General features: G+C 60.8%; 25 protein-coding genes. 17 read left to right on the top strand and 8 right to left on the bottom strand.

What is annotated here, in order from left to right; translation table 11 throughout:
* Nucleotides 1-4: 4 nt before the first annotated feature.
* Nucleotides 5-670 carry a LexA family protein gene (locus tag IB250_RS00875; RefSeq protein WP_192342604.1) on the bottom strand — a complete coding sequence of 222 codons (666 nt, stop codon included), beginning with the start codon at nt 668-670 and terminating at the stop codon, nt 5-7.
* A gap of 129 nt (nt 671-799) precedes the next feature.
* Between IB250_RS00875 and IB250_RS00870 the strand changes: the two genes are divergently transcribed.
* Both IB250_RS00870 and IB250_RS00865 read left to right on the top strand, forming a co-directional pair.
* Nucleotides 800-1,141 carry a DUF6124 family protein gene (locus IB250_RS00870; RefSeq protein WP_192342603.1) on the top strand — a complete coding sequence of 114 codons (342 nt, stop codon included), beginning with the start codon at nt 800-802 and terminating at the stop codon, nt 1,139-1,141.
* A 480-nt stretch (nt 1,142-1,621) separates the two neighbouring features.
* Nucleotides 1,622-2,773, top strand: coding sequence for a M14-type cytosolic carboxypeptidase (locus IB250_RS00865; RefSeq protein ID WP_192342602.1), 1,152 nt, complete (start codon nt 1,622-1,624; stop codon nt 2,771-2,773).
* Nucleotides 2,774-2,833: 60 nt separating this feature from the next.
* Here the strand turns inward: IB250_RS00865 and IB250_RS00860 are convergent, their stop codons facing one another.
* Nucleotides 2,834-3,280, bottom strand: a complete 447-nt coding sequence (locus IB250_RS00860; RefSeq protein WP_192342601.1) for a winged helix-turn-helix transcriptional regulator — start codon at nt 3,278-3,280, stop codon at nt 2,834-2,836.
* Nucleotides 3,281-3,377: 97 nt separating this feature from the next.
* Between IB250_RS00860 and IB250_RS00855 the strand changes: the two genes are divergently transcribed.
* Complete coding sequence (locus IB250_RS00855; protein WP_192342600.1) at nt 3,378-4,577, top strand: MFS transporter; 1,200 nt, start codon at nt 3,378-3,380, stop codon at nt 4,575-4,577.
* A 140-nt stretch (nt 4,578-4,717) separates the two neighbouring features.
* Here the strand turns inward: IB250_RS00855 and IB250_RS00850 are convergent, their stop codons facing one another.
* Both IB250_RS00850 and IB250_RS00845 read right to left on the bottom strand, forming a co-directional pair.
* Nucleotides 4,718-5,263 carry a cytochrome b gene (locus IB250_RS00850; RefSeq protein ID WP_192342599.1) on the bottom strand — a complete coding sequence of 182 codons (546 nt, stop codon included), beginning with the start codon at nt 5,261-5,263 and terminating at the stop codon, nt 4,718-4,720.
* Nucleotides 5,263-6,354: a catalase family peroxidase gene (locus IB250_RS00845; protein ID WP_192342598.1), complete on the bottom strand. Its 1,092-nt coding sequence runs from the start codon at nt 6,352-6,354 to the stop codon at nt 5,263-5,265. The genes IB250_RS00850 and IB250_RS00845 overlap by 1 nt, the downstream gene beginning before the upstream one ends.
* A gap of 164 nt (nt 6,355-6,518) precedes the next feature.
* On the opposite strand from IB250_RS00845, the gene IB250_RS00840 reads away from it, so the two are divergent.
* Both IB250_RS00840 and IB250_RS00835 read left to right on the top strand, forming a co-directional pair.
* Complete coding sequence (locus IB250_RS00840; RefSeq protein ID WP_192343187.1) at nt 6,519-7,025, top strand: RNA polymerase sigma factor; 507 nt, start codon at nt 6,519-6,521, stop codon at nt 7,023-7,025.
* The gene (locus IB250_RS00835) at nt 7,022-7,774 is read left to right on the top strand and encodes an anti-sigma factor family protein (RefSeq protein ID WP_192342597.1); all 753 of its coding nucleotides are present in this window, start codon (nt 7,022-7,024) and stop codon (nt 7,772-7,774) included. Before IB250_RS00840 ends, IB250_RS00835 begins: the two co-directional genes overlap by 4 nt.
* Nucleotides 7,775-7,909: 135 nt before the next feature.
* Here the strand turns inward: IB250_RS00835 and IB250_RS00830 are convergent, their stop codons facing one another.
* Nucleotides 7,910-8,746 (bottom strand): IclR family transcriptional regulator, encoded by an 837-nt coding sequence (locus IB250_RS00830; protein ID WP_192342596.1) that lies wholly within the window; start codon nt 8,744-8,746, stop codon nt 7,910-7,912.
* 244 nt (nt 8,747-8,990) lie between these two features.
* Here IB250_RS00830 and IB250_RS00825 point away from each other — a divergent pair, with 244 nt between their 5' ends.
* The 8 genes from IB250_RS00825 (at nt 8,991) to IB250_RS00790 (ending at nt 17,117) form a co-directional block, all read left to right on the top strand.
* A complete protein-coding gene (locus tag IB250_RS00825; protein WP_192342595.1) occupies nt 8,991-10,016 on the top strand; it encodes an ABC transporter ATP-binding protein in 1,026 nt (341 codons plus the stop codon).
* The gene (locus IB250_RS00820) at nt 10,013-10,882 is read left to right on the top strand and encodes an ABC transporter permease (RefSeq protein ID WP_192342594.1); all 870 of its coding nucleotides are present in this window, start codon (nt 10,013-10,015) and stop codon (nt 10,880-10,882) included. Before IB250_RS00825 ends, IB250_RS00820 begins: the two co-directional genes overlap by 4 nt.
* Before the next feature lie 6 nt (nt 10,883-10,888).
* Entirely contained in the window at nt 10,889-11,683 is a 795-nt protein-coding gene (locus IB250_RS00815; RefSeq protein ID WP_007896923.1) for an ABC transporter permease, read from the top strand.
* Between the two features lie 7 nt (nt 11,684-11,690).
* Nucleotides 11,691-11,981, top strand: a complete 291-nt coding sequence (locus tag IB250_RS00810) for a (2Fe-2S)-binding protein (RefSeq protein ID WP_192342593.1) — start codon at nt 11,691-11,693, stop codon at nt 11,979-11,981.
* Nucleotides 11,982-12,135: 154 nt separating this feature from the next.
* On the top strand, nt 12,136-13,491 hold the full coding sequence (locus tag IB250_RS00805) for an NAD(P)/FAD-dependent oxidoreductase (RefSeq protein WP_192342592.1): 1,356 nt from the start codon (nt 12,136-12,138) through the stop codon (nt 13,489-13,491).
* A complete protein-coding gene (locus IB250_RS00800; protein WP_192342591.1) occupies nt 13,488-14,603 on the top strand; it encodes an NAD(P)/FAD-dependent oxidoreductase in 1,116 nt (371 codons plus the stop codon). The genes IB250_RS00805 and IB250_RS00800 overlap by 4 nt, the downstream gene beginning before the upstream one ends.
* A gap of 17 nt (nt 14,604-14,620) precedes the next feature.
* A complete protein-coding gene (locus IB250_RS00795) occupies nt 14,621-15,667 on the top strand; it encodes an ABC transporter substrate-binding protein (protein WP_192342590.1) in 1,047 nt (348 codons plus the stop codon).
* Between the two features lie 148 nt (nt 15,668-15,815).
* Complete coding sequence (locus IB250_RS00790; RefSeq protein WP_192342589.1) at nt 15,816-17,117, top strand: leucine-rich repeat-containing protein kinase family protein; 1,302 nt, start codon at nt 15,816-15,818, stop codon at nt 17,115-17,117.
* Between the two features lie 131 nt (nt 17,118-17,248).
* Here the strand turns inward: IB250_RS00790 and IB250_RS00785 are convergent, their stop codons facing one another.
* Nucleotides 17,249-17,953 carry a YebC/PmpR family DNA-binding transcriptional regulator gene (locus tag IB250_RS00785; RefSeq protein WP_007903391.1) on the bottom strand — a complete coding sequence of 235 codons (705 nt, stop codon included), beginning with the start codon at nt 17,951-17,953 and terminating at the stop codon, nt 17,249-17,251.
* A gap of 231 nt (nt 17,954-18,184) precedes the next feature.
* On the opposite strand from IB250_RS00785, the gene IB250_RS00780 reads away from it, so the two are divergent.
* Nucleotides 18,185-19,609 (top strand): type VI secretion system Vgr family protein, encoded by a 1,425-nt coding sequence (locus IB250_RS00780; protein WP_192342588.1) that lies wholly within the window; start codon nt 18,185-18,187, stop codon nt 19,607-19,609.
* A gap of 159 nt (nt 19,610-19,768) precedes the next feature.
* Here IB250_RS00780 and IB250_RS00775 read toward each other — a convergent pair whose 3' ends face one another.
* A complete protein-coding gene (locus IB250_RS00775) occupies nt 19,769-20,632 on the bottom strand; it encodes a LysR substrate-binding domain-containing protein (protein WP_192342587.1) in 864 nt (287 codons plus the stop codon).
* A 113-nt stretch (nt 20,633-20,745) separates the two neighbouring features.
* Between IB250_RS00775 and IB250_RS00770 the strand changes: the two genes are divergently transcribed.
* From IB250_RS00770 to IB250_RS00760, 3 genes are all read left to right on the top strand, one after another.
* Nucleotides 20,746-21,855: a 2-aminoethylphosphonate--pyruvate transaminase gene (locus IB250_RS00770; RefSeq protein WP_192342586.1), complete on the top strand. Its 1,110-nt coding sequence runs from the start codon at nt 20,746-20,748 to the stop codon at nt 21,853-21,855.
* A gap of 151 nt (nt 21,856-22,006) precedes the next feature.
* The gene (gene phnX, locus IB250_RS00765; protein WP_192342585.1) at nt 22,007-22,834 is read left to right on the top strand and encodes a phosphonoacetaldehyde hydrolase; all 828 of its coding nucleotides are present in this window, start codon (nt 22,007-22,009) and stop codon (nt 22,832-22,834) included.
* A gap of 190 nt (nt 22,835-23,024) precedes the next feature.
* Nucleotides 23,025-23,573: a cytochrome b gene (locus IB250_RS00760; protein WP_192342584.1), complete on the top strand. Its 549-nt coding sequence runs from the start codon at nt 23,025-23,027 to the stop codon at nt 23,571-23,573.
* A 118-nt stretch (nt 23,574-23,691) separates the two neighbouring features.
* Here the strand turns inward: IB250_RS00760 and IB250_RS00755 are convergent, their stop codons facing one another.
* Nucleotides 23,692-24,624 carry a 1-aminocyclopropane-1-carboxylate deaminase/D-cysteine desulfhydrase gene (locus IB250_RS00755; RefSeq protein WP_192342583.1) on the bottom strand — a complete coding sequence of 311 codons (933 nt, stop codon included), beginning with the start codon at nt 24,622-24,624 and terminating at the stop codon, nt 23,692-23,694.
* Nucleotides 24,625-24,662: the final 38 nt, after the last annotated feature.

Raw genomic sequence — 24,662 nt, 5'->3', positions numbered from 1 at the left:
CTGATTAGAATTTGGCAGTCGCCTGAACCACTACGCCGATAATTCGGCATTCCTCGGTGAAAAGGGCTTTCGGATAGGTCGGATTGAGCGGGACCAGGTAACGCTGCCCGCCCTCTTCGATCAGTTTGCGAAAAACCGCCTCGGCGCTGCCGGGCCATTGGGCGATCACCAGTTTGCCAGGCTCGGGCACGATGGCCGGGTCCACCAGAATCAACATGTCCGCGGCAATGCTCAGCCCCGTGGGTGCGGTCATCGCATCGCCAACCACCACCAGCCAGAACGCTGCGCCCTGGGCATGGTAATCGGACAACTCGAAGCGCGGCTTGCTGACAGTCGATGAGGCACCGTAAGCCGATAGTTCTCCATCGCGCACCTCTCCGGTTTCCCGCCAGTCACTGACCGGGTAGCGAAAGTACGGGTTGTACTTTTGCGTCAGAGAGATCTCCTCATCCTGTGAGACCTGCGGTTCCCTGATCACCATCGCGACTTCCAGATAGTCCATCCCCAGCGCCTTCAAGACACGGTTCATCTCTTGGATGCGGGGCTGACGACGTTTATTCAGCCAATGGCCGACGCCGCCCTGGGACATTCCGATGCGCTCGGCGAGTATTTCTTGAGTGACTTTGAGTTCACTCATTTTGGCCTTGACCAATTCAATCCATTTATCCATGTGCGGCACGATACGTGGGGTACTCCGACCAACAAAACACAAATTGTAGTATTTAAATTCAAGACACAAATACAGTACGTACTAAGCTGGGCTCACGGATTTGAATCTTTCACGGAGCTTGCCATCGTCATGACCATCCCCAGCATTACCCTGCCCGACATGCAATTCGACACCACACTCAACTCGCCAAAAGGCTCGGCTGCCGCGCAGCGGGCACTGGACTATTACTTGAAACCAGCTGTGTCAGAACAGTCCGGCGAAGAACGTTTCTTCGATGTGAACCGTAACATCAGCAGCGAAGAGGCATTGGTCCATGCTTCGGATCTGTTGCGATGTGCCGCCGCCACCGCGCATGAATCAGCCAACCAGCTGCAGGGCGCAAGCCGGGATCTGGCGTTTTCGACAGTCCATATGATCGATATGGCCAAGGCGATGGTCGATCGATCCCTGGAAGGGGCACAGCAGGGCTGAGGCTAATACGCAGGAGTAGAAAGGAAAGAATTTTCCAATCATGCAGATAAAAACATTTGACTTGCAAATGATAATAATTATTATTGCAAGCAACTGGTCGCGAGATCAGTCGATGGACCAGGGACCTTAGGTCGGTCTCCTGGACTATCTCCTCATCAGGCTAATCACGGTTTTTGACCCGGCTTTTTGCCGGGTCTTTTTTTGCCAGTTATTCTGGCTTTGGCTTCAGGCTAATGAAGTCTGTGGTGCTGCAAAATTCGATTGGCGCGGATGATATCAAAAGAATATCTGTTGGCAAGAGAGGCCCGGTAGCATTGGGCCAAACTAACGCAAAATAGCACTTGAGAATCACTTGCACAGTCTCTAAGCTGCATCGGCGTCAAGGAGGACGCCCCCCCTTTTCACCCTCGCAATTTCCCCCGGTTTTTCCCTCCCTTGCGTGTAAAGTAGCAGCCATAAAAACATATTCAGGAATTGATTATGGCCGTGGCTAGATCTTCTTTCGACATCAACGCGAACTTCGACAGTGGCAACATCGAAGTGCTGGACATCAGCAATCCTTTGCAAGCACTGCTGGCGATCAAGCCAGACACTCGCAGCCAGCATTTCCAGTGGTTCCACTTCAAGGCCAGCGGTCTGCACGTCGGACAGGAGCATTGGTTTCGCCTGAACAACGCCAGCAAATCCTCGTACAACAAAGCCTGGGATGGCTATCAGGCGGTAGCGTCCTATGACCATGTCAACTGGTTCCGGGTGCCGACCATCTTTGAAGGCGACTGCCTGCGTTTCAGCCTGGAAGCCACTGCCACCCATGCCTGGTTCGCCTACTTCGAACCTTACAGCCGGGGCCGTCATGACTGGCTGATCGAACAGGCATTGACCAAAGCCGGCACCGAACTGCTGGCCACCGGCAAGAGCGTTGAAGGTCGCGACATCCAGTTGTTGCGCAAAGGGACGGGGGCCGAAAGTCAGCGCAAGGTCTGGATCATCGCCCAGCAACACCCCGGCGAACACATGGCTGAATGGTTCATGGAAGGCGTGATCGAGCGTCTGGAAAAACACGACGACCCCGTGCTGAAAAAACTCCTGGCCAGCGCCGACCTGTACCTGGTGCCGAACATGAACCCGGACGGCGCTTTCCACGGTCATTTGCGCACCAACGCCATGGGCCAGGACCTGAACCGCGCCTGGCAGAACGCCAGCCAGGAAGTCAGCCCGGAAGTGCTGTTCGTTCAGCAACAGATGGAAAAGTATGGCGTCGACCTGTTCCTCGACATCCATGGCGATGAAGAAATCCCCCACGTGTTCACCGCCGGTTGCGAAGGTAACCCGGGCTATACGTCGCGGATCGAAAAACTCGAAGAACATTTCCGCAGTCATCTGAAACATCAGACCAAAGACTTCCAGACCAAGTACGGCTACACCCGCGACGAGCCGGGCAAAGCCAACATGACCCTGGCCTGCAACAGCGTCGGTCAGAAGTTCGACTGCCTGTCGCTGACCCTGGAAATGCCCTTCAAAGACCACAACGACGCACCGAACCCGCTGACCGGCTGGTCCGGCAAACGCTCCAAGCAATTGGGCAAGGACGTGCTGACGACCATCGCCGACATGGTCGATACCCTGCGCTGATTGTCCTTTAACGTCAAAAGATCGCAGGCTTCTGCCGAAGGCTGCGATCTTTTGACGTTTTCACTGGGCAGCGATCCGCACACAATCCTCCGGTCCCAACAAACGCCCATCCTCGGCACGCAACTCCAGCGGCCGCACCGGTCGACCGTTCTCACGATCGACAACCCGCGAATGCGTCTCCCCCGCCTCAAAGAAAAACGCCTCGCCCCACTGCCGCAATCCGATGATCAACGGGAACAGGCCCTTGCCCTTCTCCGTCAGCACGTATTCCTGATACGCGCTGCCGTCCGACGCTGGCACCAGATCGAAAATCCCGTGAGCCACCAACGTGCGCAGGCGTGCCGAGAGAATGTTTTTGGCCATGCCCAGATTGCGCTGGAATTCACCGAATCGCCGCAAGCCATCGAACGCATCGCGCACGATCAATAACGACCACCAATCACCAATCGCGTCCAGTGAACGAGCGACCGGGCATTCGGCGCCTTCCATGCTTGTACGTTTAACCATGACCGCGTCCGCCGGCAAACAAATGTGGTTGCAATATAAAACCAGATTACCTACCGTACAACTGGTTTTATTTTGAAACCACACAAGGAAGCCCGTGATGAAGCCTGACCATCCGTTAAGCGGCGCAGTGGTGCTGCTGTTTGCCCTTGCCTGCGGCCTGGCCGTCGGCAATGTGTATTACGCACAACCGCTGCTCGATGCCATGGCCGAAGCCTTCGCCATGGACCCGGCAACCATCGGTATCGTCGTCACCCTTACCCAGATCGGTTATGGCGTGGGTCTGTTGCTGCTGGTTCCGCTAGGGGATCTGCTCAACCGCCGCCGGCTGATCGTCGTGCAAACCCTGCTGTCGGCGCTGGCTTTATTGATGATTACGTTTGCCTCGAACAGCATCTGGCTGTTGCTCGGCATGGCGCTGACCGGGTTACTGGCGGTCGTGACACAAATCCTGGTGGCCTACGCAGCGACTCTGGCCATCCCGGCGCAACGTGGACGTGTGGTGGGCGTGATTACCAGCGGCATTGTCGTCGGCATTCTGTTGGCACGAACGGTGTCGGGCGGCATGGCCGATCTGGCCGGTTGGCGTTCGATTTATCTGCTGTCCGCCGGGTTGACCCTGGTGATGGCGCTGCTGTTGTTTCGTGTGCTGCCCAAGCACGAAGAGGCGCGACCGGATAGCGCTTACGCTGCGTTGATCGGCTCGGTCTTCACGCTGTTCAAGGAAGAACCGGTATTGCGTCAACGGGCCATGCTTGCCCTGCTGACCTTCGCCAGCGCCATGGTGCTGTGGACGCCCTTAGTGCTGCCGCTGAGTGCCCCGCCGCTTTCACTTTCCCACACCGAAATCGGACTGTTCGGCCTGGCCGGAGCCGCCGGTGCGCTAGCCGCTGCCCGTGCCGGGCATTTGGCCGACCGCGGTTTGGGCCAATGGACCAGTGGACTGTCGTTGCTGCTGATGCTCGCCTCATGGCTGCCCATCGCACTCACCCAATCCTCGCTATGGGCGCTGCTGCTCGGGGTGATTACGCTGGATCTGGGTTTACAAGCCGTTCATGTCACCAGCCAAAGCATGATCTACAGCGTGCGTCCCGAAGCGCAAAGCCGACTCACCGCTGGCTACATGCTGTTCTATTCGATCGGCAGCGCCTTGGGCTCTATCGGTTCGACGGCGATGTACGCCTGGGCGGGATGGATCGGGGTGTGCTGGCTGGGTGCGGGCATCAATGCCGTGGCGTTGATTTATTGGTGGCTGACGTTGGCCACGAAGAACCAACCTGTGGAAGCAACTTCACGCTGACGCGTAGGAGCTGCCGCAGGCTGCGATCTTTTGATCTTGGGGACACCTTCGATTCTTAAGATCAAAAGAAAAGATCGCAGCCTGCGGCAGCTCCTACATTGACCGTGTACATCCGCAGAATTTGGCTGCAGCTGTTGGGATCACCCGCGATCCTTACCCCGCAGCATGCTGTTCAGCACATCGTCGCGGCGCACCCAACCGTGAAACAACGCCGCCGCCAAATGCAGCAGCACGGTCAGGAACAGCAGATACGCCAGATACCCGTGCGCCTTGCGCAGGAACGCAAACACCTGCGCATTCGCCGGCAGAATCGACGGCAACTGCAACGAACTACTGAGCATCACCGGATCACCGGCTGCCGAAATCATCGCCCAGCCCAGCAGCGGCAAAATCAGCATCAAGGCGTACAGCAAAAAATGCGAAGCCTTGGCCGCGAATGCTTGCCAACCCGGCAGGTCCGCAGGCAGCGGTGGTTGGCGGGTCGAAAAACGCACGGCCAGGCGCACGATTACCAGCAACAGAATCGCAACGCCCAAAGGTTTGTGCAGATGGATCAGCCACTGATGGCGCTCGGACACCGAGGCCGCCATACCCGCGCCGATAAACAGCATCGAGAGGATCATCAGCGCCATCAGCCAGTGCAACAGCCGCGCCAATGGCGCGAAATGGTTCGGTTGAGCGCTCATTATTGAGACTCCTGTTTGGCGTTGGGCAACTGCTTCACTTCGCTGGTGCGGCGCAGGTAGGAACGGGCGTAACCCGCTGAGCGAGCGGCAAGCAGCGGGTCGTCGGAGCCTTCGATACCGCTGGGCAACACCAGCGGATCGTAGTTGATGTCACGGCACTCGCCATCGAGTTGCGGCTGAGTACTTTCGAGCACCAGCGTGCCGGCGTTCAGCACTTTTCGGCCGTCGGGCCACGCTTTGCTCGCGTCGTTGACCGGGTCCCCAGGGTTCGCCAAGGTGATGTTCAACTGCCAACGCAGCGGTCCGGCGGACAAACGCTGCACCAGATCTTTCTCTAGGAAATCACCGCCCTCGGGAGCCATCGCACCTGCCGCGTCCTGAGCAACCGGCGTCATGCTCCAACGCACCGCCTGCCGTTGCCCGGCCGCGTTCACCAGGTAAAACGCGTTGACGCTGTTATAGGTTTGCGTCGCGTAACTGGCCGACGGTTTGGCGGTTTTGATCCAGGCCAGAAACGGCGCGGCTTCCGGGTGAGAACCGAAAAACGCTGGAACAGCCGCCGGGTTTGGTTTGCCGGTAGACGGATCCGGTGACTGTGCTTGTTGCAACTGATAGAACGCCTCGGGCGTGCCCACCGGGAAAACCGGCATGCTGTTCATCCCGGTGCGCCACTGCTGGCCGTTAGCCTGAGTAAAACGCAACGCCAGGCTGCGGATCGGCACGCTGTTGTCCGGCGCGTAAGGGTTACCGGCAGGCAGCGCGAAACGCCCGACCACCGGGGTCCGCGCTTCGTTGAACACTTGGGCGCTGGAATACTCGCGCGCTTGGCTGCTGCTCTCAAAATGCCCGATCACGCACACGCCTTTGGCGTGGTTACGACGGAATCCCGGGTGTACGCCGTTGTTTTTCTCCAGCACATTGACCAAGGCTTTCGGCGTCAGGCGCTGTGGGTCGAGTGTGCCGTTGACGTAGGCAAAAGCCCCGGCCAGCGCGGCGACCACCACGGCAATGCCGGTCAGGCGCAACGTCAGGCTCGCGGCACTCAGCGGTGGCCGGTCAGGCCCCGTTGGCGGTGATGAGCGATCTACCATGAATGACTCCAGGGCCATCGGCCACAAGTGAGAAGAATCAGGCAGACGAATCGCGCCAAGGTTTATTCCATCGCCCGGTGTTTATTTTTCCAGGCATGGAATAACCTCGAATGCCGGGCGTCTTCCTGAACACTCACCACAGCGTAGTGACTGGTCAGAACTTCATGAACGATATCGACGAACAACTCAGGGAAGTCATTCCCAGGCTGCGGCGTTTCGCCGTATCGCTGACGCGCAACCCCAGCAGCGCCGACGATCTGGTGCAGGCCTGCCTTGAGCGCGCGCTGTCGAGTTGGGGCGACAAACGTCCCGAGGGCGACTTGCGTGCCTGGCTGTTTTCGATTCTTTATCGGCAGTTTCTCGACGCTCATCGCCGCTCCCGGCGTTATGCGCGCATGCTCGAACTCTTTACCGGCCGTGACGATGCGCAGCCTTCGGCAGAGCGCACCGTGATCGCCCAATCGACCCTGCAAGCCTTCGATCAGCTCAGCACCGAACAGCGCGCACTGCTGCTTTGGGTATCGGTGGAAGGCTTGAGTTATAAGGAGGTCGCCGAGATTCTCGACGTCCCCACCGGCACCGTGATGTCGCGCCTGTCCCGCGCACGCCAAGCCTTGCGCCAGCTCAGCGACGGCGAAATCAACCGCCCTTCCCTGCGGAGACTCAAATGATCAGCATGCCTCCCAGCGAGCGTGACCTGCACGCCTACGTCGATCACCAACTCAGCGATGCCGACCGACATCGGGTGGAGACTTATCTGGCCAACAACGGCGAAGTGGCCGCGCAAGTACGCGCCTGGCAACACGATGCCCAACAGTTGCGCGCGGCCCTGGGCGGCGCCTTGCAGCAACCGGCCAACCCGCAACTCGACCCGGCAATGATTCGCCAGCGAGTCAAACGCCAGTCACGCCGCCATCTGGCCAGCGCCGCAGTATTGCTGATCGCGGTCAGCCTCGGCGGATTGGGCGGTTGGCAGGCGCGACAAATGACCCTGGTCAGCGCCCCGCTGCCGATGACCGACGCCATGCAAGCCTACCGGCTGATTGCCCAGCAAGGCATCCTGCCGGCGGACTACAAAGTCAGCAATGACGGCGATATGCAAGGCTGGCTCGATCAGTACTTCAGCCAGGCCCAACGCCTGCCGAACCTGACCGCTGCCGGATACACACCCATCAGCGGGCGGCTGCTCAGCACCGAACAAGGGCCGGCGGCAATGGTGGTTTATGAGGATCAGGCCGGCCACAAAGTCAGCTTCTACGTCCGCCCGCCAGGACCTAAAAACTTCCTCCTCCCTCGGGGTAGCCGCAGCGATGGTGAGTTGCAGGCCGAGTACTGGTCGGGGGCCGGGTACAACTATGCGATGGTCAGCCCAAGTGACACGCCGACGGCGCAGATGCTCAAGCAAACTGCGCAGTTCTGATCACCACCGCCAATCCCTGTGGGAGCGGGCTTGCTCGCGAAGGCGATTTAACATTCAACGTTTATGTTGACTGACCCGCCGCCTTCGCGAGCAAGCCCGCTCCCACAAGGGGTCGGTGGAGGCCTGAGATTGTGCTTACCCCTGCCCAAACACCTGCGAAGGCCTGCGCAACAGCGGATCAAACGGATTGATCCGCGGCCCGATCAGCGCGGCTTCGCGCTTGAGCATCTCCACCACTGTCGGCAAGCGATCCGGCCCCAGGCGATCGCTGACCGTGGCCACACTCAACGCCGCCACCGCCCGACCTTCGCGATCAAGAATTGGCACGGCCACCCCGGCCATGCCTTGCAATACGCCGGTATTGCGCCCGGCGTAACCAAGGGTGCGCACATTCTCGACTTCCGAGCGCAGGAACACCTCGTCATACAGGTGAAAATCCTTGAGCCGCGGCAAGTTGTAATGAATCACCGTGTCGCGCTCCTCTTCCGGCAGAAACGCCAGAATCGCCAGACTGCCTTGCCCTACGCCGAGCGCCACCCGCCCGCCGATGTCACCGGTAAACGTGCGGATCGGAAACGGCCCTTCACTACGGTCCAGACAGATCGCATCAAAGCCGCTGCGCGCCAGCAAAAACAACGAGTCCCCCAACGACGCCGACAGCCGCAGCAATGCCGGCCGCGCCAGCTCGCGCAAATTGCCGGTATTACCGGCGCGGGCCGCCAAGGCAAAAAACTCCAGGCTCAGGCGATAGCGTTTGCTGCGCACGTCCTGCTCGACCATGCCCTCGTCCATCAGGCTGCGCAGCAAGCGGTGGGTGGTTGGTTGCGACAAACCAATGCGCTGCGCCAGTTGCGTCACGCGCTCTCCGCCCTCGATGGTATCCCCCAGACTGCGCAGCACCGCAAACAGTCTTGAGACGGCACCGACGCCGACTTCATTTTTGTTTTCATTCCGCTCAATGGAATCAGACATGTGATTTCTCGACAATAAATTTACTCACTGAATGAAACTGAAAATAGTCATCGCTTCAGTGAAATAGGCCATTGAGCCCATCCTATTCTTCGTCCTACTCTGCGTCCATCAGGGGCGATTCGAACAACAGCGGCAGCCGACAGAAGTCGAGCGCCAACGCACCCCGGCAACACCCTTTTCGTATCTGCCCATACAAAAAAGCGCGCCTTTGGCGACGCATAACAATCTCAGGTGGAGCGCAGTCATGGCCTTCGTGCAACTTGAAAACCTCGGCAAACGTTACGGTGAGATCGACGCGGTCGTCGCCACCAATCTGTCGGTGGAAAAAGGCGAGTTCGTTTCCTTGCTCGGTCCCTCCGGCTGCGGCAAAACCACCACCCTGCAAATGATCGCCGGCTTCGTCGAAGTCAGCAGCGGGCGCATTGTGCTGGACGGTCGCGACATCACCCACGCCAAACCCGCCAGTCGCGGTCTGGGCGTGGTGTTCCAGAGTTACGCGTTGTTCCCGCACATGACTGTGCAAGACAACGTCGCCTTCGGCCTGCGCATGCGCAAAGTGCCCAACGGCGAGTTGCAGCAACGGGTGGATCGGGTGCTGAAACTGGTGCGTCTGAACCAACACGCCGAGCGTTATCCACGGGAGCTTTCCGGCGGTCAGCGCCAGCGTGTTGCGCTGGCCCGGGCGTTGGTGATCGAGCCGCCGGTGCTGCTGCTCGACGAACCGCTGTCCAACCTCGACGCCAACCTGCGCGAAGAGATGCAGTTCGAAATCCGCCGCATCCAGCGTGAAGTCGGCATCACCACGCTGATGGTCACCCACGACCAGTCTGAAGCACTGTCGATCAGCGACCGGGTGGTGGTGATGCAGGCCGGGCGCATCACTCAGATCGACGCGCCCTACACCCTCTACGAACACCCGCGCACCGAGTTCATTTCCGGCTTCGTCGGCAAGGCCAACCTGCTGCCCGGCGAACGGGACAGCGCTGGCGTTGTGCAGGTCTGCAGTCGTGGCGACGGCGAACTGACCCTGAGCCTGCGCCCGGAAAAAATCGATCTGCGTGATGTTGGCCATGGTCGTTTGCAAGGCAAGATCGTCAGCCGCTTCTTCCTCGGTAGCCAATGGCTGTACGGCGTATCGACATCGTTGGGCGAACTCAGCGTGGTGCGCCGCAACGACGGTTCGGCTCCCTTGATCGAAGGCACGGCGGTCGGCCTCGACTGGGACTCGGCGCTGCTGCGGGTGCTGAGAGTCGATGAGGTGTCGGCATGAGTACGCTTGTCGTCATTCGCCAGGGACGCCAGGGTTATTGGCTGTCAGCACCGGCCCTGGCCTTGTACCTCGGTTTACTGGTCATCCCGTTGGGCCTGACGCTGGTGCTGTCGTTCAACGTTTTCGACTACAGCTCGGGGATCAACAGCGACGCCTACACCCTCGATCACTACAGCAGCCTGCTGGGCGATCCGTACTTCTACGAGATCTTTCTGAGGACGTTCTGGATCAGCGCCCTGACCACCCTGCTCTGCGTGGTGATCGGCGTGCCCGAGGCCTACATCCTCAGCCGCATGGGCGCGCCGTGGCGCTCGATCTTCCTGATTCTGATCCTCACGCCGTTGCTGATTTCGGTGGTGGTGCGCGCCTTCGGCTGGAGCCTGTTGCTCGGCGCCGACGGCCTGGTCAACCAGACCCTGCAAGCCTTCGGTGGCTCGCCGATGAAGTTGCTTTATACGCCGTTCGCCGTGGTGATCGCCCTGGTCCACGTGATGCTGCCATTCATGATCATTCCGGTCTGGACCTCGCTGCAGAAACTCGACCCGGCCGCCGAACAGGCCGCGCTGTCACTGGGCGCCAGCCACCTCACGGTGATGCGCAAAGTGGTGCTGCCGCAAATCATGCCCGGCGTGCTCTCCGGCACCTTGATCGTGTTCGGCCTCGCGGCCAGTTCATTTGCCATTCCCGGACTGCTCGGCGGACGCCGGATAAAGATGGTCGCCACGCTGATCTACGACCAGTACCTGTCGGAGCTGAACTGGCCGATGGGCGCGTCCATCGCCGTCGCGCTGCTGTTGCTCAACCTGCTGATCATGCTGTCGTGGAACCGGATGATCGAAGGCCGCTACAAGAAGTCATTGGGATAACTCGTCATGTCCAGAAACGGTCCTTTCGCCCTGCTGTTCCATACCCTTGTGGTGCTGTTCATGCTCGCGCCGCTGGTGGTGGTGTGCCTCGTCGCCTTCACCCCGGAAAACACCCTGAGCCTGCCGACCACGGAGTTTTCCCTGCGCTGGTTCCGTGCAGTGTTCGAGCGCGCAGACTTTGTCGATGCCTTCTACAACAGCCTGATCCTGGCGTTCTGCGCCGCCACGCTGGCGACGCTGATCGCGGTGCCGGCAGCCCTGGCGATCACTCGATTCGAGTTCCCCGGCCGGGACTTTTTCAACGGGCTGTTCTTGTCGCCGATCATCATTCCGCACCTGGTACTGGGCGTCGCGTTGCTGCGGTTGTTTGCGTTGATGGGTGTCAACGGCAGCTTCGCCTGGCTGATCTTCGCCCATGTGCTGGTGATCACGCCGTACGTGCTGCGACTGGTGTTGGCCTCGGCCATCGGCCTGGACCGCAGTGCCGAACACGCCGCGCAATCCCTGGGCGCCGGACGCTTCACGTTGTTCCGGCAAATCACCTTGCCGATGATTTTGCCGGGGGTCGCCGGTGGCTGGCTGCTGGCGTTCATCAACAGCTTCGATGAGGTCACGTTGTCGATCTTCGTCACCTCGCCGGCCACGCAAACCCTGCCGGTGCGCATGTACGTGTACGCCACCGAATCCATCGATCCGATGATGGCGGCGGTGTCGGCCCTGGTGATTGCGCTGACGGCGTTGACGATGATTCTGCTCGATCGGGTCTACGGCCTGGATAGGGTGCTGGTGGGTAAACAATGAGGTCGCCATGGCTCTGCTGAAACGACTGGCCGAAGGCGACCGCCCGGCCCTGGACTTTATCCTCGACGGCAAGCCTGCCCGTGGCCTGCTCGGCGACACCCTGCTAACGGCCGTGCTGACCTGCAGCGAACACCTGCGCGGCAGCGACTTCAGCGCCGAACCCCGCGCCGGTTTCTGCCTGATGGGCGCCTGCCAGGACTGCTGGGTACGCCTGGGCGATGGCCGCCGGGTGCGGGCGTGCTCGACGCTGCTCGAAGCCGGCCAACACATCCGCCGCGAACCGGGGCGATCGGTATGAAGACCCAATCTGCCTGCACAAACCGGATTCCCTGTGGGAGCGGGCTTGCTCGCGAAAGCGTCGTGTCAGCCACCACACCTATTGAATGTGCCGCCCCCTTCGCGAGCAAACCCGCTCCCACAGGATTGCAGTGTCGATCACTTATGAGGTGGGCATGAAACCTGTAGTCATCATCGGCGCAGGCCCCGCTGGAATCCGTGCGGCGCAAACCCTCGTTGCCCACGGCGTGCACCCCGTGCTGCTGGACGAAGCCGCCCGCGGTGGCGGGCAGATTTATCGGCGTCAGCCGGCGAATTTCAAGCGTTCGTCGCTCAAGCTGTATGGCTTCGAAGCACGCAAGGCCAACGCGCTGCACCAGACAATCGACGCACTGCGCGAGCAACTCGATTACCGCCCCGACACACTGGTGTGGAACGCCGAGGCCGGCGCGCTCGACACCTTGCATGAGGGACGCGCTATGCGTGTCGCCTTCTCCCGGGTGATTGTCGCCACGGGCGCCACCGACCGGATTCTGCCCGTGCCAGGCTGGACGTTGCCGGGGACATACAGCCTCGGTGCGGCGCAGATTGCCTTGAAGTTTCAGGGCTGTGCCATCGGCGAACGGGTGGTGTTCGCCGGCAGCGGGCCGTTGCTGTATCTGGTGGCGTACCAATACGCCAAGGCCGGCGCCAACGTGATCGCCGTGCTCGACAGCTCGCCCTTCAGCGCTCAGGCCCGCGCCCTGCCCGGTCTGCTGGCGCAACCGACCACGTTGGCCAAAGGCATTTATTACCGCACCTGGCTGACCGCCCATGGCATCCCGGTGCACCAGGGCGCTACCTTGAAACGCATCGATGGCGAACACCGCGTGCAATCGCTGAATTGGCATAACGCAGCAAGTGAACATCGAATCGAATGCGACGCCGTAGCCTTCGCCCACGGCCTGCGCAGTGAAACCCAACTTGCCGACCTGCTGGGCTGCGAATTCACCTGGAACCCACTCAACCGCGCCTGGCTGCCGCAACGCGACCGCGCCGGTCGCAGCAGTGTCGCCGAGGTGTACCTGGCCGGTGACGGCGCCGGCATCATGGGCGCCGACGCCGCGGAAATGGCCGGTGAACGGGCAGCCCTGGCGCTGCTTGAAGACATCGGTTACCTGATCCCGCCACAGCGTGCCACCCAGCTGGAACAGTCGCTGAACACTATCGGCAGATTCCGCCAAGGCCTGGAGCGCGCCTTTGTCTTTCCCGAAAGCTGGGCCACCGACGCCGCGGATGAACTGATGATTTGCCGCTGCGAAGAAGTGCGCGCCGGCGACATCCGTCAGGTGGTGCGCGACGGCCATTGGGAGATCAATCGGGTCAAGGCCCATTGCCGGGTCGGCATGGGGCGCTGCCAAGGACGGATGTGTGGCGCCGCCGCAGCGGAAATCATCGCCTGCGAAAGCCAGCGCAACCTGTCCGACATCGGCCGGTTGCGGGCTCAGGCGCCGATCAAACCCCTGCCATTCGGTCTGGAGGTCGAGCCATGATCGAGGTCGATGCAATCATCATTGGCGGCGGCATTGTCGGGGCTTCCGCCGCCCTGTTCTTGAGCAAAGCCGGCCGTCGCGTCGTATTGCTGGAGCGGGACTTTTGCGGTTCGCACTCCAGCGGTGTGAACTACGGCGGCGTGCGTCGTCAGGGCCGGCCGCTGTCGCAATTGCCGCTGTCGCAACGGGCTCACGAGATCTGGGGGCAACTGCCGCAGTTGATCGGCATCAACGGCGAGTACCAGCGCAGCGGTCACCTGAAGCTCGCCCGCAGCCTCAACGACCTGCTCGCCTTGCAGGATTACGCCGCCAGCAGCCAGGGGTTCGGTCTCGATTTGCAGGTACTCGACCGCAATCAGTTGCGCGCACGTTTCCCCTGGGTCGGAGAGGTCGCGGTCGGTGCCTCGTTGTGCCCGGACGACGGCCACGCCAACCCGCGACTAGTGTCTCCGGCCTTCGCGCAGGCGGCGCGTCGGCACGGTGCGCAAATCCATGAACAATGCGCAGTAACGGCGGTGGAGCATGACGGTCAGCGCTTTCACGTCAGCACTCAATCCGGCCTCGAGCTGCACGCCCCCTGGCTGCTGAATTGCGCCGGTGCCTGGGCCGGAAACCTCGCCGCGCAATTCGGCGAAGCAGTGCCGATGCACGCCGGGCACCCGGCAATGCTGGTCACCGAACCGTTGCCGCTGGTGATGAATGCCAGCACCGGGGTCGAGGGCGGTGGCATCTATGCCCGTCAGGTCGCTCGCGGCAATTGTGTGTTGGGCGGCGGCCAGGGCTTTGCCCTCGATGACGCACGCGCCCGGCCTGGTCAGAACGCCGTCATCGAGATCTTGCGCCAGGCCGTCGAACTCTACCCGTTTCTCGAAGGTGCCCAGGCGATTCGCACCTGGAGCGGCACCGAAGGTTATCTGCCCGATCGCCAACCGGTGATCGGCCACAGCAGCACCCAACCCGGTCTGTTGCACGCGTTCGGCTTTGCCGGCGCAGGCTTTCAGATCGGGCCCGCGGTGGGCCAGGCGCTCACCGAGATCATCTGTAGCGGCGCGTCAAAGACGTCGCTGGATGCGTTTTCCATCACCCGGTTTCACTCCATCTCCGTTGCTTGATAGAGGAAGGTCGCGCCATGAATCATTTCAAACGCAGTGCACTGCTCGGTTTCTCTTGCTTGGGCGCCATGCTCACGGTCAACCAGGCCCAGGCCGAACCGACGCTTTACCTGGGCATGAACGGCGGAACCATGGAGCGGCTCTACGCCGACAAGGTGCTGCCGGCTTTCGAGAAAGCCAATAACGTCAAAGTGGTGATCGTGCCGGGAACCTCCGCCGATATTCTGGCCAAGGTCCAGGCCAGCAAAGGCAACCCGCAGATGCACGTGATGTTCCTCGACGACGGCATCATGTACCGCGCCATCGCCATGGGCTTGTGCGACAAACTCGAAGACAGCCCGCCCCTGGCGCAGATTCCGGCCAAGGGTCGCATCAAGGATCAAGCCGTGGCGGTCAGCCTTGGGGTCACCGGGCTGGCGTACAACACGCGGCTGTTCAAGGAAAAAGGCTGGAGCGCGCCGACCTCATGGATGGACATGGCCGACCCGCGTTTCAAGGACAAACTGGTGTTTCAGTCGATGGCGTCTTCGACCTTCGGCCTGCACGGTTTTCTGATGTTCAACCGGATTCAGGGCGGCAGCGAAACCGACGTCGAACCGGGGTTCAAGGCGTGGCCGAACACCGTCGGGCGTAACGTGCTGGAGTACATTCCGAGTTCAGCGAAGATCTCCGAAATGCTCCAGACCGACGAAGCGGCGCTGTTCCCGCTGACGCCGACCCAGGTCACCGCGCTGAAACTCAAGGGCATGCCGGTGGAATATGCACAGCCCAAGGAAGGCTCCGTGGTGCTCAACGTCGCCGAATGCGCCATCGCCAACAACACCCAACCGGAACTGGCGCAGAAACTCGCGGCCTTCCTGCTGACGCCCGAAGCGCAAGCCGCCGCGCTTGAAGACGGCGATCAGATTCCGTCCAACCCGAATACGCCAACCACCGACAAGACCCGCGGTCAGGTCGAGGCGATGAAGCAGTATTTGACGACCGCGATCGCCATCGACTGGGATCAGGTCAACGAACAGCGCCCGGCGTGGAATGCCCGGTGGAATCGCAGTATCGAGCGCTAACGAAAATCCTGTAGGAGCGAGCGGTGCGGCGATCCTACAGGTTCTGCATCTTGACTTACTGGTCTTAGGCCAAGCCCAACTTTCCCGCTATCATGTCGCCCATTTCCAGGCCCCCACGCCCTCCTCCTGATCAATAGCGAACCTGTCCATGGATACCCTCGCCCAACTGCGCGCCGGCCAACTGTCGGGCATCACCCGTCTGGATCTGTCCTGCGGCCTGACCGAGTTCCCCCAGAAAATCTTCGACCTGGCGGACTCGCTCGAAGTGCTCAACCTCAGCGGCAACGCCTTGCGCAGCCTGCCAGACGACCTGCACCGCCTGACCCGTTTGCGCGTGCTGTTCTGCTCGGACAATCAGTTCACCGAACTGCCCGCTTGCCTTGGCCAGTGCACCGCGCTGACGATGATCGGCTTCAAGGCCAACGCCATCGAAAACGTGCCGGGCGCCGCCCTGCCGCCGCTGTTGCGCTGGCTGATCCTCACCGATAACTGCATCACGGAGCTGCCGACCGAACTGGGTGAGCGCCCGCATCTGCAAAAGCTCATGCTCGCCGGCAACCGGTTACAGCGTCTCCCCGAAAGCCTGAGTCATTGCCATCGACTCGAGCTGATCCGCATCGCCGCCAATCAGCTCACCGAGCTTCCCGAGTGGCTGCTGACCCTGCCGAGCCTGACCTGGCTGGCGTACGCCGGTAACCCGCTGGAAACCGAAGCCGACGCGGCTGCGCTTGAAGCCACGGCGAGCATTCCCTGGTCCCAACTGAACCTGGAGAAAAAACTCGGCGAAGGCGCGTCGGGGGTTATCCATCAGGCGTTGTGGGAACAGACGAAACAGGTCGCGGTAAAGCTCTACAAAGGAGAAATGACCAGCGATGGCTCGCCGTTGCACGAAATGAACGCCTGCATCACCGCCGGCATCCACCCCAATCTGATCCGGGTCGAAGGGCGAATCGTCGGCCATCCGCAAGCGCAGGCCGGGCTGGTGATGCAACTGATCGATCCGAGTTATCGCAACCTGGCCGGGCTGCCGAGCCTGGCGTCCTGCACCCGCGACGTCTACACCGACGACACCCGGTTCAGCGCTGGCGCGGCACTGCGCATCGCCAGTGGCATTGCTTCAGTGGCTGAACATTTGCACCGCCAAGGCATCACCCACGGCGACCTCTATGGTCACAACATCATGTGGAACGAGCATGGCGATTGCCTGTTGGGCGACTTTGGCGCGGCGTCTTTCCATGCCACTTCGGACAGCCTTGAAAGCCGCGCGCTGCAACGGATCGAAGTGCGGGCGTTCGGGGTGCTGCTGGGGGAATTGCTGGAGCGCATCAACTCGGGGTTGAGTGATGAACAGCGGGGTGCGTTAGAGGGTCTACAGCAGCGTTGCTGTCAGCCGAATGTGCTGGCGCGGCCGGGGTTCAGCGAGGTTGTGCAGGCGTTGAAGGGACGGTGACCGCTGCGCGGTCAATCGCGAGCAGGCTCGCTCCCACATAGGATTTGTGAACGCCACAGATCGAATGTGGGAGCGGGCTTGCTCGCGAAGACGGCCTGCCAGGCAACAAAAGCCGTCAATGACACACAGACTTAACCCGCCAACCCGACAAACATGTCCTGCACGTCATCATGGTTATCGAGGCCTTCGAGGAACGCTTCGACTTCTGCCATCTGCTCATCGCTCAAACCACTGACCGGGTTCTTCGGCTGGTAGCCCAACTTGGCCGACAACACGGTGAAACCCTGCTCCGGCAGCGCTTTCTGTACCGCATCCAGGTCTGCAGGTTCGGTCAGGAACAGCGTCGCGCCGTCTTCACCTGGCTCGAAATCCTGGGCACCGGCTTCGATCGCCGCCATTTCCGGGTCGGCGTCAGGGCTGTCCGGGGACGCCTCGATCATGCCGACGTGGTTGAAGTCCCAGGCCACCGAACCGGAAGCGCCCAACTGGCCCTTACGGAACGCGACGCGGATTTCAGCGACGGTGCGGTTGATGTTGTCCGTCACGCATTCAACGATCAGCGGCACCTGATGCGGTGCGAACCCTTCATACGTCACGCGATGGTATTGCACGGTTTCGCCGAGCTGGCCGGAGCCTTTCTTGATCGCGCGTTCCAGGGTTTCGCGGGGCATCGAGGCTTTTTTCGCCTGTTCGACCACCAGACGCAGGTGTGCGTTGGTGGTGGTATCGGCACCGTTGCGGGCAGCGATGGTGATTTCTTTCACCAGTTTGCCGAAGATCTTGCCTTTGGCGTTGGCTGCCGCTTCTTTGTGTTTAACCTTCCACTGTGCGCCCATTACTCACTCTCTTGATCTGTGGCGCCGAGACATCTATTGGCCGACGCGTTGCGCAAGTTTATACGGCCTAAAGACGCCAATCGACCAAAAATTCCAAGATCTTCACCCCGTGACGAATCGACATCTTCATCAGTGTTTGTAGGGCGATTCTGAAAAGTCGATTTGCGGTGACGCTTCAGGGCTGTGGTTTCGTACCCTCTGCGCCCATCCTCCCTGGCAGAAGCGCGTTCGATGCACAACGACAAGGAAAGCCCCTTTACCCTGACACTGCTCGACGGCGGTTTGAGTCTGCAGGTGTTGCAGTTCAGCGGCCGTGAAGGTCTCAACCAGCCCTATCGATTCGACATCGACGTGATCGGCCTCGCTCCGGCGATGCACCTCGACCAATGGCTGCAACAACCGGCGTTTTTGCGGCTGGCGGATGACCAGGGCATTCACGGCGTGATCCACAGCGTCAGTCGCGAACATCGCGGCCCGCACCGGGTCGGCTATTCCCTGGTGTTGACGCCCCATCTGCAACACTTGGATCGACACAGTGTGCGTCGGGTGTTTCATCGTCTCAGCGTCCCCGCGATCGTGCGCCAGTTGCTGGAGGAGCATCAGTTGCCCGAGCACAGTTATCGTTTCGAACTGGCAAACGGCGGCTACCCGCCCCGGCCTTTTTGCATTCAGTACGATGAGAGCGATCTGGCCTTCCTGCAGCGGCTGTGTGAGGAAGAAGGCATCCACTATCACTTCGAACATCAGCCCGATGGACACGTACTGGTGCTGGCCGATGACAGCTTGAGTTTCCCCCAGGAGCCACTGTTGATGCCGTTCCAGGACGACGTATTCAACGACTCCGTCTTGCCGGTCATCAGCGAACTGTTCCAGCGCCATGAGCCGGTCCCCGCCCCGGCACGATGGGAAGCCAGAAACCGCGGCGCGCCGATGGTCGGCGATGGAGCGGCTAATCACATGCTCGCCAGAACGGGCCCGGTAACGGAACGCCCTGCACCTGCACAGCTTCATCATGACCAGCTCAGCCGTCGACGGCTGGAGCGCTTGCGTTGCCCGCAACGGCAGATCCACGGCCAAAGCAACCAGAGCGAACTGCGCAGTGGACGGATCCTGCAAGTGGCGCAGCATCCGCTCTCGAGTTTCAACGATCAGTGGCTGCTCACCGATATCCGGCACCAGGGGCAGCAACCCTCGATTCTCGCCGAGGATCAGCCCGGCAGTGCCCGGCGCTATAGCAATCAGTTCACGGCCATTCCCTGGTCAACGGTCTTCAGGCCGGCGCTTAAACAGATCAAGCCGAGCATCCCGGGCTATCAGATCGCCCGGGTACTCGGCCCCGCCGGGCAACCGGCGGCACTCGATGATCAAGGCCGGATACAGGTCAGGTTATGGCCGACGCCGGCGTTCGAGGCGGATGAATCCGTCGGTCTCTGGCTACCGATCGCCCTCGCGGCGCCGGACGGTCGGATCGATCCGGCCAGGCTGCCCACGGCCGGCTCCGACGTGCTGATCAGTTTTCTCGACAGCGATCCGGACCGGCCAGTGCTGTGTGCCGGCATGGGCCATCCAAAGCCTTCCCGGCCTGCTTCCGAGCCACGCCGCGATGGCCGTCTGCTGCTCGATTGGCTGGTCAACCGCTCGGATCTCGCCCCTTGAGTTTCATCCCTTGTCGGCGCACCGGGAGTCTGGTGTAGGCAGGTCCGGCCTCTTCGCGGGCAAGCCCGCTCCCACAGTGGATCTCTGTCGTACACACAATTTGTGTCTGCTGAAGATCAAATGTGGGAGCGGGCTTGCTCGCGAAGGCCGCACCTCGGTTTATCTGCCAGGCGCCAACCCAAAAAACGCCTGGATCAAGCGCAAATCCCGCCGCCGCTCCATGCACCCGATCATGTGCCGATTGACCAGACCCTCGCCAATAATCGGCACCGCCGCCACCCGCGGGTCATGGCTGACTTCCAGCGACGACACCACGCCCACGCCCAACTCTGCGGCCACGGCCTCGGTCACTGCCTCGCGACTGTCCAGTTCCAGTAACACCCGTGGATTGACCCTGGCCTGAGCGCATGCCTCGTCGAACGTGCGTCGGGTAATCGAACTCGGTTCACGCAAGACCATGATCACCTGGTCCAGCTCCTTGAGCTGCACCCCTTTCGACTGCTGCGCCCACAGATGACCCGCGGGCACCAACGCGCAAATCCTCGACTCGCTCAACGCCTGCAGGTGCAGCCCCTTGCGCGGTTCGACCTCGGTCAGCACCGCCACGTCGGCATGCTCCGACAACAACGCCGCCAATGTTTCCTGAGCATTGCCCAACCGCAGGTTCACGGTGATCCCCGGATAACGCGCACGCAAACTGGCGAGCATCGGCATGACCATATGCGGCCCGTCCGCCGCCACTTCCAGGCGCCCGGTCAGCAGCTGCCGGTTGGCCTCCAGCATCACCTGCGCTTCTTCGGCCAAGCCAAACATCGCCCGGGTGATTGCTGCCAGTTTGGTGCCCTCTTCCGTCAGCTCGACGCGCCGCGCGGTACGTCGCAACAAGGTGATCTGGTAGTGCTCCTCCAACGCCTTGATGTGCCCGGTGACCGCCGGTTGGCTGATAAACAGGCGTTCGGCGGCACGGGTGAAGCTGCCTTCCCGAGCCACAGCGTCGAAGGCACGCAGCTGAAACAGATTCATGAATAACTCTCACTGATGGCTGGCATAACAATAAACAATTTGATTGATAGCTCACCGAATTGCAATTTATGTCCCGTAGCTTCATCCCACTGAGCTTTTGCGAGGACACAAGAATGAGTACTGCCGAGCCCATCCTGCTCACCCCCGGCCCATTGACCACATCGAGCCGCACCCGTCAGGCAATGATGGTCGACTGGGGCTCATGGGATGACCGCTTCAACCAACTGACCGCTAGCCTCTGCGAACAACTGCTGACAATCATCAACGGCGGCGACAGCCATCACTGTGTGCCGTTGCAAGGCAGCGGCACGTTCGCGGTCGAGGCAGCCATCGGCACATTGGTGCCTCGCAACGGTAAAGTTCTGGTGCTGATCAATGGCGCCTACGGCAAGCGTCTGGCGAAGATCTGCGAAGTGCTCGGCCGCTCGTTCAGCACCTTCGAAACCGCCGAAGACGAACCGACCACCGCCGTCGACGTCGACCGCCTGCTGCGGGCCGATGCCAGCATCACCCACGTCGCGCTGATTCACTGCGAAACCAGCACCGGTATCCTCAACCCGCTGGCTGAAATCGCCCACGTTATCGAGGAACACGGCAAACGCCTGATCATCGACGCCATGAGTTCGTTTGGCGCCCTGCCGATTGACGCCCAAGATGTGCCGTTCGATGCGCTGATCGCCGCCTCGGGCAAATGCCTGGAAGGTGTGCCGGGGATGGGCTTCGTTTTTGCGCGAAAAGAAGCGCTGGCCAATGCCGCCGGCAATTCGCACTCACTGGCAATGGACTTGTTCGACCAGCACACCTACATGGCCAAGACCGGCCAATGGCGCTTCACCCCGCCGACCCACGTGGTCGCGGCGCTGCACGAAGCGCTGCTGCAATACAACGAAGAAGGCGGCTTGCCCGCACGGCATCAGCGCTACGCCAATAACTGCCAGGTGCTGCTCGATGACATGGCCAAACTGGGACTGCGCAGCTTCCTGCCCGCCGCGATCCAGGCGCCGATCATCGTCACCTTCCACGCGCCGAAAGACCCGCGCTATCAGTTCAAGGAATTCTACGAGCGGGTCAAGGCCAAGGGTTTCATCCTCTACCCCGGCAAACTGACCCAGGTCGAAACCTTCCGCGTCGGCTGCATCGGCCACGTCAACCAGGCCGAAATGCACGCAGCAGTGGCGGCGGTCGCCGAGGTGCTGCGCGAGATGGAAGTCATCGACATCTGATTCACCTCAATCCCCTGTGGGAGCGGGCTTGCTCGCGAAAGCGGACTGACATTCAACATTGATGTCGACTGACACACCGCCTTCGCGAGCAAGCCCGCTCCCACCAAAAACAGCTCCCCTCTTAGCCAGTTGCCACAGGAATTTGCTCACCATGAACTACAGCAACCCAACCAAACTCCAAGCCGCCATCCTCGACTGGGCCGGCACCGTGGTCGACTTCGGCTCTTTCGCCCCGACGCAGATTTTTGTCGAAGCCTTCGCCGAGTTCGACGTCCAGGTGTCCATCGAAGAAGCCCGCGGGCCGATGGGCATGGGCAAGTGGGACCACATTCGTACCCTGTGCGATCAGCCGCAAGTCGCCAAGCGTTACCGCAACGTGTTCGGTCGCACCCCGACCGACGATGACGTCACCGCCATTTACAAACGCTTCATGCCGCTGCAGATCGAAAAAATCGCCGAACACTCGGCCCTGATTCCCGGCGCCCTGGACACCATCGCCAACCTGCGCCAGCAAGGGATCAAGATCGGCTCATGCTCCGGCTACCCGAAACAAGTCATGGACAAAGTCGTCGAACTGGCCGCCACCAACGGCTACGTCGCCGATCACGTAGTCGCCACCGACGAAGTGCCCAACGGCCGCCCATGGCCGGCTCAGGCACTGGCCAACGTGATTGCCCTGGGCATCGACGACGTCGCGGCCTGCGTGAAGATCGACGACACGGTGCCGGGCATTCTCGAAGGTCGCCGCGCCGGCATGTGGACCGTGGCGTTGATTTGCTCCGGCAACGCGCTGGGTCTGGACTACGAAGGCTATCGCGCCCTGAGCAGCAATAAACTGGCCAGCGAACGCAAGCGCATTCACGCCATGTTCGAAGGCTCGCGGCCGCACTACATGATCGACACCATCACCGACTTGCCCGAGGTGATCGCCGACATCAACAAGCGCCTGGCCAACGGCCAGATGCCGCAAACCAACTGATTGCATCCCTCTCCCCACAAAAAAGCGCCAGTTCCTTTAACGGAACTGGCGCTTTTTTGTGGTCGATCACTTGATCCTGAGCATTGAACAGCCCATTGGTCTCAGGCAAATCCCCCAAACAGGATTACAGTTAACCCACGCCGTCGAACAAGAACGGTGACTTCAGACCAGACCTGTGAGGAAACACCGTATGCCCTGGAAGAATTCCGAATCACGCTACAGCACCGTATCGATCGCGCTGCACTGGTTGATGCTGGTTCTGCTAATCGTGGTTTACGCCTGCATCGAATTGCGCGGGATATTCCCCAAAGGCAGTGGCGGCCGGACGCTGATCAAGGAAGCCCACTTCATGCTCGGCCTGACGGTGTTCGTGCTGGTCTGGCTGCGGCTGTTCGCCCGCAGCCTGGGGCCCGCGCCGCAGATCTTTCCCGCCTCGCCTCGCTGGCAAACCCTGCTCGCCAAACTGATGCATTGGGCGTTGTATATTTTCATGGTCACCATGCCGATTCTGGGCTGGCTGATTACCAGCGCCGAGGGGCATCAGGTGATGTTCTATGGCTTCGATCTGCCGTTGCTGATCGAAGAGAACAAACCGCTGGCCAAGCAGCTTGAGGGCTGGCATGTGCTCGGCGGGACGATCGGCTATTGGCTGATCGGCCTGCACGCTCTGGCCGGGCTTTATCATCACTATGTGGTGCGCGATAACACCTTGCTGCGGATGATGCCCAAGCGCGGTTGAGTTCGGTAAGTCAAGACGCAGAACCTGTGGGAGCGTGGCTTGCCCGCGAAGAACGATGACGCGTAATACCTGAAAACCGCGGTGCATTCTTCGCGGGCAAGCTTCGCTCCTACAGGATTTAGCCCTCTCGCCGTGAACTGAAACCCCGACGACCCTGCAAGCCACCGGTATGGATGAAGATCAGTCGCGTGCCCCGGGAAAATTTACCTGCCTCGATTTGTTGCTTGAGCGCCAGCAACGCTTTGCCGGTGTACAGCGGCTCGAGAGGAATGCCACTGGCCTGTTCGGTCTGCTCGATGAACTCGAGTAACAGCGGATCGACCTTGGCAAAACCACCACGGCTGGCGTCCAGCAGTTCATAGGCGGGATCGATCAGTCCGGCGTCCTGCACAATCATCTCGACCTGCTGCGCCACGCCATGGTCGTCAGGCACCGCCAGCGCGCCATACACCGGATGTTCGCCCGCCTCGGCCAGAACCAGACCGGCCAGGGTGGTACCCGTTCCGCAGGCCAGCCACCAGCCATCATAATTGCTCCAACCCAAAGCACTCAGTTGCTGGCAGGCCATCTCCTTCAGCCGCATGCAACCCTTCGCCCCAAGCAAACCGCCGCCACCTTCCGGCACTGGATGTAGCTCGGGGTATTGCTCCCGCCATGGCTGCCAGAAGCCCGGTTCATGTCGCGCGCGATAACCGCCATAACCCAACCAGTGCAAGTGCATGCCGAATGCCTGCAAGTCCTTTACCGTCGGAGTGTCTTGCGGATGCCCACGCAGCAGTCCGACCGCGGTGAAACCAAAGCGTTTGCCTGCAGCGGCCAATGCATGGAGATGGTTGGAATGGGCACCGCCCAGGCTGATGATGCCTTGGGCGCCATTCTGGTCAGCGGCTTTGAGGTGTTCGATGAGTTTGAACCACTTGTTACCGCTGATCAGCGGGTCGATCTGGTCCAGACGCAGGATCGCGACGTCGATGCCGGCAGTGGTGAGCCAGTCCAGGTGAAGGGGCTCGAGGGGGGCTTGGGGTTGCCAGTTGCCAGGAGGAGAAAGCATTGACGCCTGATTGTTCTCAGAAAGAGTCCGCATTCTAG

Origin of the sequence: Pseudomonas sp. PDM09 (assembly GCF_014852305.1) — a bacterium.
Lineage (GTDB): Bacteria > Pseudomonadota > Gammaproteobacteria > Pseudomonadales > Pseudomonadaceae > Aquipseudomonas.
The sequence above is the reverse complement of the archived record's forward strand: the minus strand, read 5'-3'. Positions and strand labels throughout refer to the sequence as shown.